The sequence below is a fragment of the uncultured Lactobacillus sp. genome (assembly GCF_945290125.1).
GTDB lineage: Bacteria > Bacillota > Bacilli > Lactobacillales > Lactobacillaceae > Lactobacillus > Lactobacillus rizhaonensis.
The window spans coordinates 55,008-64,837 of sequence record NZ_CALYQV010000003.1 but is presented as its reverse complement, the minus strand read 5'-3'; the positions used below and the strand labels follow the sequence as shown (position 1 = coordinate 64,837).

Here is a 9,830-nt window from a genome sequence, read left to right as displayed (position 1 = left end):
GAATATTTTAAATCTTAAATTATTTGCCCACCACAAGGGTGGAGGTTCTACTGCCAACGGACGTAATTCAGCAGGTCGTCGTTTAGGCGCTAAAGCTGCTGACGGACAAACTATTCATGCTGGTTCAATCATTTATCGTCAACGTGGCACAAAGATTCACCCTGGTAAAAATGTTGGCCAAGGTGGAGACGACACTTTGTTTGCTTTGGTAAATGGTGTAGTTAAATTTGAGCGGAAAGACAAGTACAGAAAACAAGTTTCTGTTATTCCGGTTGAAGAAGAAGCTAAGTAATTTAGTTTTTAAACCAAAAGACGAAAAGCATATGCTTCTCGTCTTTTTTCTGCTTTATTTGAAAAAGTAATGATGGTATTGTATATCCCTTTAGGGTTAAAATTGAGGTAAAAGTTTGATATACAGGAGAATACAAGCATGACTGAACAAAATGATTTATTAACATTACTTAACAGGCGAATACAGAAAGTAACCAAATTAATTAAAGAACGTAATGCCGATGGCTTGCTGATTTTTAATCAAGCTAATTACCGTTATCTTACTAACTTTACAGGTGAAGAAGCACAATTAATTTTACCTGCTGAAGGGGAACGGATATTGCTGTCTGACTCACGCTTTAATGACCAGATTAAAGCTGAAGCTCCGGGCGAAATTGACGTGGTAATGAAAACGAAAGATCAAGACGTTGAAATTACTAATCAATTGAAAAAAGCTAATTTGAAAAAAGTTTTAATCGAAGGTGAATTCGTTTCAGCGGTTGAATTCACGAAATTACAAAAACTAAACCCACAGGTTGATTTTGAGATTTGTGAAGAGTTAGTCGAACAAGTTCGCAACGTCAAAGACCCCCTTGAATTAGAAGCATTACGTACAGCCATTAATATTTCAATGGATAGTTTCAATGAAATTTTACCTTTAATTAAACCAGGGGCTGTCGAACGGAAAATAGGGGCTAAGTTAGATTACTATTTCAAAGTCAATGGCGGTGATGGTCCTAGTTTTGATACCATTATTGCTTCGGGTGTACGTTCTGCTTGGGCTCATGGGGTTGCCAGTGATAAAATGATTGAAAATGGTGACATGGTTGTAATTGATTTTGGTGCATTTTATCACGGTTATGCAGCTGACATTACCAGAACTGTTGCAGTTGGCAAAGTTGACCAGGAAATGCATAAAATTTACAAAATCGTCCACGAAGCACAAAGACGGGGTATTGAAGCTGCAGTTGTTGGCAATCATGGTTCTGATGTTGATCGAGCAGCCAGAAGCTATATTGCTGAACAGGGATACGGACAGTATTTTGGCCATGGAATAGGTCATGGTATAGGACTTGAGATACATGAACTTTGTCAGCCGGCTTTGCCTTTTGGTAAACAAGAATTAATAAATAATATGGTTCATACAGTTGAACCAGGAATTTATTTACCAAATAAGGGTGGTGTCAGGATCGAGGACGATATATTAATCAACGATAACACTCCTGAAACACTATCTACTTTACCTAAAGACGACTTAATTTCTTTGTAAAAGATAAATAATAATTATAGTAAAATCGCTTACTAATTGGTAAGATAATATTATGGAGATGAGGTACTCAATATGACAATGATTTCAGTTAATGAGTTTAAAAATGGTTTAACTATTAAGTATAATAATGACTTATGGCGAATTGTTGAATTTCAGCATGTTAAGCCTGGTAAAGGTAGCGCTTTTGTTCGTTCAAAGTTAAAAAGCTTGAACACAGGTGCAGTGCAGGAATACACCTTCCGTTCGACTGCTAAAGTTGAAACTGCGGAAATAGAAACCAAGGCTATGCAGTATTTGTATAATGATGGCTCAAGTTACGTTTTTATGGATACTACAACCTACGATCAGCTAGCAATTCCCAATGAACAAGTAACCGATGAAGCAAAGTTCTTAAAGGAAAATATGAACGTCAGTGTAATTATGCATGATGGTAAGACATTAGGAATTCAATTACCGAACACTGTTGAATTGACGGTTACCAAAACAGAGCCTAATATTAAGGGTGATACCTCATCAGGTGGTGGTAAGCCCGCAACAATGGAAACGGGTCTCGTTGTTAACGTACCTTTCTTCATCAATGAAGGAGACGTTTTAGTAATTAATACGGTCGATGGTACATACGTATCTCGCGCAAATAAATAATTTTTCGAGGTAAAAAAATGGCAGATAGTTCAAAAATTGTCTTAGATGATAAAAATAACGGTGAAGAAATCGAAATTGATCCTAGTGTTCTTGAAGTTATTATGGGGATTGCTGCCGAAAAAGTGGATGGAGTTGCCGAAATGCACGGTAACGTCAAATCTGGAATTAATCGCGTTTTAGGTAGAGAAAACCATGGCAAAGGCGTCTCTGTTAACATTGATGACGAACACAATTTGACCGCCGATGTTTACGTTAGCATTGAAACAGGAAAAAATGTGCCTCAAATAGCAACGAACTTGCAGAAGTCTTTGAAACAACAGGTTTTACAGATGACAGATTTAACTCTTAGCGAAATTAACGTGCATGTTACCGGTCTAGAATTCCCAGATGAGGAAGAAGAGGATGGTAGTGGTACTTCACAACTATTTTCTGACATAGATGAAAAGGGTAAAAATGAATCAACACGAAAGTCGTAGAGTCGCAATGCAGGCCGTTTATTTAGCAAACCAAGATCTTAAATATACGGCTAGTGAAGTTGAAGCCAAAACTGTTGCAATGCTTGATTTGAAAGAACTTCCTGCTTATTCTAAAGAAATAATTGAAGGAGTAATTGAAAAGCAGGATGAGTTAAAAGGTGAATTAGCCGGTTTTTTAAAGAAAAACTGGCGGATTAACCGTATTAACCAAATTTCGCTGGCTATCTTGGAAGTTGCTCTGTATGAAATAAAATACAGTAAAGAAATTGAGCCAAAAGCTGCAGTTAATGAAGCTTTGAACTTGTGTGATGAGTTTGCTGATCCCAAAGATAAACCATTTATTAATGGTATGTTAGCAAACTTTATCTAAAAATATCTTATAGTCGGCTTTATGCCGACTATTTTTTTAGAAAAGGAAATGTCAATAATGGGACAGCTTTTAGATGGCAAGCGCTTGGCTGATATTCGTGCTCAAAAATTGCAAAAGCAAGTCTGCGAATTAAAATCACTGGGGGTGCAACCACTATTTTGCGTAATTAATATTGGTAATGATCCCAGTAGTAAAATTTACCTCAAAACTAAAAAAAGAAGAGCAGATGAAATTGGCATAAAGCAAAAATTATTTCAATTACCAAAGGCGATAACACAGCAAGAGCTATTAAAATTAATTAAACGTCTGAATAATGAAAAAATCGTCAATGGTATCATGGTTCAATTACCTGTGCCACAGCAGATTAATTTAAATGAAGTTTTAGCAGCTATTGATCCTGAAAAAGATGTTGATTGCTTAACGCCTTCAAACATAGGACGTTTATGGCAAGGGGATCATTTTGTTGAACCCGCAACAGCACATGGTATTTTGGCTTTACTAGACTATTATCACATTACTTTGAAAGGTAAAAATGCTGTAATAATAGGTAGAAGTAGTATTGTAGGCAAACCATTAGCTGCATTAATGCTTGAAAGGGATGCAACAGTTTCAATTTTACATTTAAAAACCAAAAATTTGGCAGAATATACCAAAAGAGCTGATATCCTAGTGACAGCAACTGGGCAAGCTAATTTAGTCACTGCTGATATGGTCAAAAAAGAGGCAGTTATCATAGATGTGGGCATCAGTCGTGTTAAAGGGAAAACTGTCGGTGATGTAGATTTTGCTCAGGTAGCACCACTGACCAGCTTTATTACCCCGGTGCCAGGCGGAGTTGGGCCACTCACAGTTGAATCTCTTATGGAACAGGTTGTCCAGTTAACAAGGAGAAATTATGGAAAGTGATAAATATCTCACAGTTTCGGACCTAAATTACTATATAACTCAAAAGTTTAAAAACGATCCCTACTTACATAAAGTATTTCTTCAGGGTGAATTGTCTAATTTCCGTTATCGTCGCAACTCTCACCAGTATTTTTCACTAAAAGATGAAAAATCTAAAATTAATGTAGTAATGTTTCGTTCATATTTTGATAAAGTAAAGTTTAAGCCTGAAGAAGGAATGAAAGTCTATGTAACTGGTTACGTTAGTGTTTATGGTCCACAAGGTTCTTACCAGTTTTACGCAGAATCGATGGAACCGGCAGGGCTAGGAGCCTTATATGAACAACTGAAACAGTTGCAAAGAAAACTAGCAAATGAAGGATTGTTCGATCAAAAATATAAAAACCCTTTACCTCATTTTCCTGATTATATTGCCGTTGTAACCAGTGCTTCTGGCGCCGTGATTCATGATATTCTAGTGACGGTCAACAGGAGATTTCCTCATGCAGAAGTTGATTTGTTTCCCGCTCAAGTCCAGGGTGATTCGGCTGCTGATTCATTAATATCCTCTATGAAGCAAATAGCTCGGTTCAAAGACAAATATGATGTCATGATAATTGGTCGTGGTGGTGGTTCACTTGAAGACTTATGGCCTTTTAATGAAGAAGGGGTAGTACGACAAGTGTTTGCTATGGAAATGCCGGTTATTTCTTCAGTAGGGCATGAAACGGACACTACATTATGTGACTTAGTTGCAGATGTGCGCGCTGCCACACCAACAGCAGCTGCTGAATACGCCACTCCTAATTTGGCAGATGAATTAATCAATATTGGTCAAATGCAAAATAGTCTTGTTTCTAGTATGCAAAATACAATCAGAATTAGGCGAGACACTTTAAATCGTATTAATAATTCTGTTATCATGCGAGAACCTACACGACTGTATGATGAACAGGCACAAACATTAGATCTATTAAGAGATAATTTACATAATAATATGGTGCGTCAATTAGAACGCAAAAGGCAAAATTACCAGTTGGAAAAGCAAAGACTGCTTACAGTCAGTCCTAGTAAAAAAATTGCATCGCTATTACAGCAAACAGATTTTTATTATCAGAGATTAGTTGCTAATACCAAGCAATGTTTACAAGTAAAACGCAATGCTCTAAGTCAGACAGCGCAGCAGCTTAATGATTACAGTCCTCTCAAAACTTTGGACAGAGGCTATGCTTTTGTGACTGATAAACAAAATAAAACTGTTAGTTCTATTGCTCAAGTTAAAATAAAAGATGAAGTCAGACTGCATTTCAAAGACGGGCAAGCAACAGCAATAATTGGTTCAACTAGGAGAAAAAAAAATGGCCACTAAGAAAAATAATTTTGAAGAAGAATTAAAAGAATTGCAGACAATTGTTAATAATTTGGAAAACGGTGATATCCCACTAGAAGATGCTCTTGAGCAATTTCAAACAGGTGTCAAATTAAGCCGCAATTTGAATAAGAAATTAACTGAAGCTGAAGAAACAGTAGCAAAATTAATTGAGAGCGATGGTTCTGAACGCAAACTTGACCCCAATGATGCTGCTGCACCTGAAAAATAAAGAAGAGTAAAAATGACATTTAATGATTTTAAAGCAACATGGACTCCGGTAATAAATAACTTTTTAAGAGAACATCTTAATAGTGAAGTTGCAGATAAAAAAATAAGTCAAATCATGTCCTATTCAGTTATGGCTGGTGGCAAGAGGCTGCGGCCCTTACTATTTTTAGCAACTTTAGCTGCACTAAAAGCGAAAATTAGTGACAACGAGATAAGGATTGCGTGTGGAATTGAATTAATTCACACATATTCATTGATTCATGATGACTTACCCGCGATAGATAATGATGATTTTCGTAGAGGAAAATTAACAAGTCATAAAAAATGGGGTGAAGCTGAAGCAATTCTTGCTGGGGATGCACTATTACCAATGGGAATTCAGTGGATCGCTCAAGGAAGCAAGTTTGCCAATTTAGTGAATATTGTTACTCAAGCAGTGGGTCCTAATGGTATGGTTGGCGGTCAATATTTAGATATCGACTCTACTAATAATGAAAGTGTTGCCCATAATTCTGAATTTATAAATAAAATGGAATGGTTAAAAACGGGCTGTTTACTCAAAGCATGTGTTGAAATGGGAGCAGACTATGGACATGCAAATATATCCCAAAGAAAGCAACTTCTCCAATTTGCTCATGCTTTTGGTCGTTCATATCAAATTTATGATGATTTAGTTGATGTGGTCGAAAGCAGTGAGGAAGCAGGTAAGAAAACGCATAAAGATTCCGAAAATGGTAAGAATAATACACTAACTTTACTTGGAATTGCTCAAAGCCGTGAAGAGTTATCTGCTCTAATTAATGAAGCTCAGCAATCTTTAAAAAATATTGACTCACATGTTTTAGTGGGATTTCTTGATTTATATAAAAAGGTATTGTAATGGTAAAAAAGAGAGCGGATATTTTATTAGTTCAGCAAGGATTATTTCATTCGCGAACTCAGGCTCAGCGAGCTATCATGGCTGGATTAGTCTCTGATCATAATCATCAGAGAATTGATAAGAGCGGTACCAATTTTCCGGTTGATGAAATATTTTATATCAAAAAAAATGATAAGAAGTATGTCTCTCGCGGAGGTTTTAAGCTTGCAAAAGCCTTAAGATCTTTTCAGATTGATTTAACAGATAAAATCTGCCTTGATATCGGTGCTTCTACTGGCGGTTTTACAGATGTAGCTTTACAGAATAAGGCTAAGCTGGTTTACGCATTGGATGTTGGCTATAATCAACTCGCATGGCAGCTCCGGGATGATCCTCGCGTAATTGTGATGGAAAAACAAAACTTCCGTTATAGTCAGCTTAGCGATTTTACTCACGGGCAGCCTAACTTTGCAATGACAGATGTCTCTTTTATTTCACTCGATTTAATTATGCCGCCAATGTTTCAGATTTTAAAAGATGGCTGTGATGCTGTTTGTTTGATAAAGCCGCAGTTTGAGGCAGGTCCACAGCATGTTGGCAAGCACGGAATAGTCCACGACCATGCTGTTCATTGTGCTGTCATTAAGCATACAATTACAAAAGCAAGAGCAATTGGATTTAATGTTCTTAATATTGATTATTCACCAATAAAAGGTGGCAAAGGTAACATTGAATTTTTGATACATTTACAAAAAAGAGAAAAAGATGGTGGAAAATTGTTATGGTCCGAAACCCCGGAAGAAGTGGTTGCGCGGGCTGTTGCCAATCTTTAGGAGAAAGAAATGTTAGTTGAACTGGATATTAAAAATTTTGCAATTATAAAAGCATTGAAGGTTCGCTTTCAAGAAAATATGACTGTCCTCATTGGTGAAACTGGTGCTGGAAAATCTATTATTATCGATGCAGTTTCTTTATTAATGGGCAGTCGTGGTCAAAAAGAAATGATTCGCAGTGGTGAGAAAAAGGCTGTTGTTACAGGTTTATTTGAAGTTGACCATGTGACTAAAAAAATTACTGCAATTTGTGAAAAATATGGTATTCCAAATTCAGACAACCAATTGATTATCAGCAGGGAATTAGCTATTAAAGGACGCAATATTGTTCGAGTAAACGGTCAATTAACCACAATTAACGTTTTACGAGAGCTTGGTAATTATTTGGTTGATATCCATGGTCAAAATGACCAACAAGTTTTAATGGATCAGGATAGACAAATCGATTTGGTGGATAATTATGCGTCAAATGATTTCAAACAAGAACTCTCACTTTATCAATCAAACTTTAAAAAATGGCAAAAATTAACAGCTCAAATCATTCATTTGCATAAAAATGCACAGGAAATGGCGCAAAAACAAGATATTTTGTCCTTTCAAAATGATGAACTATCTAAGGCTGACCTGAAAGACCCTCATGAAGATGACCAACTTGAAGAAGAATATAATGAATTAAATAATTATCAAAAAATTGTTGATACAGCTAATTATTTAATGCAATTATACGATGATGAGGATCACGGTATTGAAACTTTAATTGGTAATGCTCAAAGTGCCGCAAATGAACTTACAGAGTATGGTGCAAAATTCAAAGATATTGCAAAGACGATTGATGATGGGGTTTTTGCTTTAAGTGATGCTCGCAGTGAATTATCAAATGTTCTTGATGAAATGGACTTTGATGAGGAAAGGTTTCAGTATGTTTCAAGCAGGTTAGATTTGCTTAATTCACTCAAGAAAAAATATGGTCCTACATTAGAAGATGTTTTTGCTTTTTACGATAAAATTCGCGCTGAATTGGGTCAATATGAAGCTGGCGGACTTGATGAGGAAAAGTTGCAAAAGCAGCTTAAGAATTTGGAACAAGAGCTTCAGGCTGAGGCAAAAAGTCTGCATGAAATGAGAAAAAAAGTGGCTGCAAGTTTGGAAAGCAAAATCAAGCAGGAATTAGCAGATTTATACATGGCTAAGGCCCGCTTTAGTATTGCTTTTTCAACTACCAAAACTTTTACTAAGAAAGGTACAGATAATATTGTCTTCTTGATTGCACCAAACCCGGGTGAAGAATTAATGCCTTTAGTTAAGATCGTATCTGGGGGTGAACAATCCCGTTTGATTTTGGCGCTAAAAGCAATTTTTAGTAAAGTTGAACCAGTGGGAACAATGATTTTTGATGAAATTGATACTGGCGTCTCCGGCCGCGTTTCCGCAGCAATTGGTCAAAAATTGCATTCAATTGGTGAAAATAAGCAAGTTATTGCCATTACACATTCACCGCAAGTGGCAGCTGTAGGTGATCAAAAATATTTAGTTGCTAAAAAAGTCAAAAATGGAGCCACCTATACACAAATTGGGCCTTTAACTCAGGAAGAAACAATAACTGCGATCGCAGAAATGATGGCTGGTAGTGACGTGACGCAAGCAGCTAAGCAAAATGCCAAGGATTTAATGAGGAGCTTTAAAAGAAAAAAGAGATAACAATATTGAAAGGCAAAAAATGAAAGTTAGTGAAAGACTTAGTTTAAATAATGAAGAAACTAAGCAGGCTAATGCTTTAACTAAAAGAATACATCTGGCTGATAATACCTACTCTAATATTTATTTAAGCAACAAGTACAACTATTTTAGTGATATGCCAACATTTGTGTTAGCTTATGAAGAACAAAAGTTAATCGGTTTAACAATGTTATACGCTGATGACGGTCCTGATGAAGAAGTAGAGGTTCACCTGGTAGTTGATCCGCAATTCCGCAGACGCAAAGTGGCTACAAAAATGTGGAAGCATGTAAAACGAATTATGCTGCAATTTGGTTACCATAAATGGGAATTTGTGTCAGAAAAAGTTTTTTTAGCAAAAAATCCAGACTTTTTAGCAAATTGTAACTTAACAGTGGTTAAAGAAGATTCTGATTACTACATGCGGACGAAGCAGCCGATCCCACTTAATAAAGCAGATAACTTAAACCAAATTTTAGAAGTCAAAATTTTAGCCGAAAACTATGTAGATCAAGTTGCTAAGGCTCACAGCAATGCTTTTGGAGAAGCAATTGCAACATCTACTAAATATGTTAAAAATGCGTTGGCAGATAAGGATACTACAAGCTTTATTTTATTAAAAGGTAATGAAGTTGCTGGTTATTGTGCTGTGGATCATGGTGAAAGCGAGGACTATTTCTTCGGATTGTTGATTGATAGACCATTTCGCGGACAAGGTTTTGGTACATTTTTCATTAAAAAGATGATTGCAATTTTGCAAAAAGAAGGTAGTAAAGTTTTTGCTTTAAATGCTGATGTTGATAATAAAGCGGCAATTCACATTTATGAGAAAGCGGGCTTCAAAATATTAAGCGAAACAATGTATTTAAAAAGCCAAGAATCACATTGATTCCCGGCAATAAAGTATTT

The 9,830-nt window shown here is 36.2% G+C and carries 12 protein-coding genes; all 12 read left to right on the top strand.

The features are described 5' to 3' along the window. The first annotated feature begins 4 nt into the window (after positions 1-4). The 12 genes from rpmA (at position 5) to Q0K80_RS01160 (ending at position 9,810) form a co-directional block, all read left to right on the top strand. The gene (rpmA, locus tag Q0K80_RS01215) at positions 5-292 is read left to right on the top strand and encodes a 50S ribosomal protein L27 (protein WP_294601994.1); all 288 of its coding nucleotides are present in this window, start codon (positions 5-7) and stop codon (positions 290-292) included. 138 nt (positions 293-430) lie between these two features. Continuing rightward, the gene (locus Q0K80_RS01210) at positions 431-1,540 is read left to right on the top strand and encodes a Xaa-Pro peptidase family protein (protein ID WP_294601986.1); all 1,110 of its coding nucleotides are present in this window, start codon (positions 431-433) and stop codon (positions 1,538-1,540) included. Positions 1,541-1,612: 72 nt separating this feature from the next. Next, entirely contained in the window at positions 1,613-2,182 is a 570-nt protein-coding gene (gene efp, locus Q0K80_RS01205) for an elongation factor P (RefSeq protein WP_046325073.1), read from the top strand. A 17-nt stretch (positions 2,183-2,199) separates the two neighbouring features. Beyond that, positions 2,200-2,658, top strand: coding sequence for an Asp23/Gls24 family envelope stress response protein (locus Q0K80_RS01200; RefSeq protein ID WP_294601983.1), 459 nt, complete (start codon positions 2,200-2,202; stop codon positions 2,656-2,658). Continuing rightward, a complete protein-coding gene (nusB, locus tag Q0K80_RS01195; protein WP_294601981.1) occupies positions 2,636-3,028 on the top strand; it encodes a transcription antitermination factor NusB in 393 nt (130 codons plus the stop codon). Before Q0K80_RS01200 ends, nusB begins: the two co-directional genes overlap by 23 nt. 57 nt (positions 3,029-3,085) lie before the next feature. Further along, positions 3,086-3,934 carry a tetrahydrofolate dehydrogenase/cyclohydrolase catalytic domain-containing protein gene (locus tag Q0K80_RS01190; protein WP_294601979.1) on the top strand — a complete coding sequence of 283 codons (849 nt, stop codon included), beginning with the start codon at positions 3,086-3,088 and terminating at the stop codon, positions 3,932-3,934. Further along, positions 3,924-5,282, top strand: coding sequence for an exodeoxyribonuclease VII large subunit (gene xseA / locus Q0K80_RS01185; protein ID WP_294601977.1), 1,359 nt, complete (start codon positions 3,924-3,926; stop codon positions 5,280-5,282). Before Q0K80_RS01190 ends, xseA begins: the two co-directional genes overlap by 11 nt. After that, positions 5,272-5,514 carry an exodeoxyribonuclease VII small subunit gene (locus Q0K80_RS01180; protein ID WP_294601975.1) on the top strand — a complete coding sequence of 81 codons (243 nt, stop codon included), beginning with the start codon at positions 5,272-5,274 and terminating at the stop codon, positions 5,512-5,514. Before xseA ends, Q0K80_RS01180 begins: the two co-directional genes overlap by 11 nt. 12 nt (positions 5,515-5,526) lie before the next feature. After that, positions 5,527-6,393, top strand: a complete 867-nt coding sequence (locus Q0K80_RS01175) for a polyprenyl synthetase family protein (protein ID WP_294601973.1) — start codon at positions 5,527-5,529, stop codon at positions 6,391-6,393. Continuing rightward, positions 6,393-7,205, top strand: coding sequence for a TlyA family RNA methyltransferase (locus tag Q0K80_RS01170; RefSeq protein ID WP_294601971.1), 813 nt, complete (start codon positions 6,393-6,395; stop codon positions 7,203-7,205). The genes Q0K80_RS01175 and Q0K80_RS01170 overlap by 1 nt, the downstream gene beginning before the upstream one ends. Before the next feature lie 9 nt (positions 7,206-7,214). Continuing rightward, complete coding sequence (gene recN, locus Q0K80_RS01165) at positions 7,215-8,903, top strand: DNA repair protein RecN (RefSeq protein WP_294601969.1); 1,689 nt, start codon at positions 7,215-7,217, stop codon at positions 8,901-8,903. 19 nt (positions 8,904-8,922) lie between these two features. Continuing rightward, the gene (locus Q0K80_RS01160) at positions 8,923-9,810 is read left to right on the top strand and encodes a GNAT family N-acetyltransferase (protein ID WP_294601967.1); all 888 of its coding nucleotides are present in this window, start codon (positions 8,923-8,925) and stop codon (positions 9,808-9,810) included. The last annotated feature ends 20 nt before the right edge of the window (positions 9,811-9,830 follow it).

Excerpts from the sequence above, each read along its gene's own strand:
- Q0K80_RS01210 (WP_294601986.1), top strand. The coding sequence starts at position 431 with ATGACTGAACAAAATGATTTATTAACATTACTTAACAGGCGAATACAG.
- efp (WP_046325073.1), top strand. The coding sequence starts at position 1,613 with ATGACAATGATTTCAGTTAATGAGTTTAAAAATGGTTTAACTATTAAG.
- Q0K80_RS01200 (WP_294601983.1), top strand. The coding sequence starts at position 2,200 with ATGGCAGATAGTTCAAAAATTGTCTTAGATGATAAAAATAACGGTGAA.
- nusB (WP_294601981.1), top strand. The coding sequence starts at position 2,636 with ATGAATCAACACGAAAGTCGTAGAGTCGCAATGCAGGCCGTTTATTTA.
- Q0K80_RS01190 (WP_294601979.1), top strand. The coding sequence starts at position 3,086 with ATGGGACAGCTTTTAGATGGCAAGCGCTTGGCTGATATTCGTGCTCAA.
- xseA (WP_294601977.1), top strand. The coding sequence starts at position 3,924 with ATGGAAAGTGATAAATATCTCACAGTTTCGGACCTAAATTACTATATA.
- Q0K80_RS01180 (WP_294601975.1), top strand. The coding sequence starts at position 5,272 with ATGGCCACTAAGAAAAATAATTTTGAAGAAGAATTAAAAGAATTGCAG.
- Q0K80_RS01175 (WP_294601973.1), top strand. The coding sequence starts at position 5,527 with ATGACATTTAATGATTTTAAAGCAACATGGACTCCGGTAATAAATAAC.
- Q0K80_RS01170 (WP_294601971.1), top strand. The coding sequence starts at position 6,393 with ATGGTAAAAAAGAGAGCGGATATTTTATTAGTTCAGCAAGGATTATTT.
- recN (WP_294601969.1), top strand. The coding sequence starts at position 7,215 with ATGTTAGTTGAACTGGATATTAAAAATTTTGCAATTATAAAAGCATTG.
- Q0K80_RS01160 (WP_294601967.1), top strand. The coding sequence starts at position 8,923 with ATGAAAGTTAGTGAAAGACTTAGTTTAAATAATGAAGAAACTAAGCAG.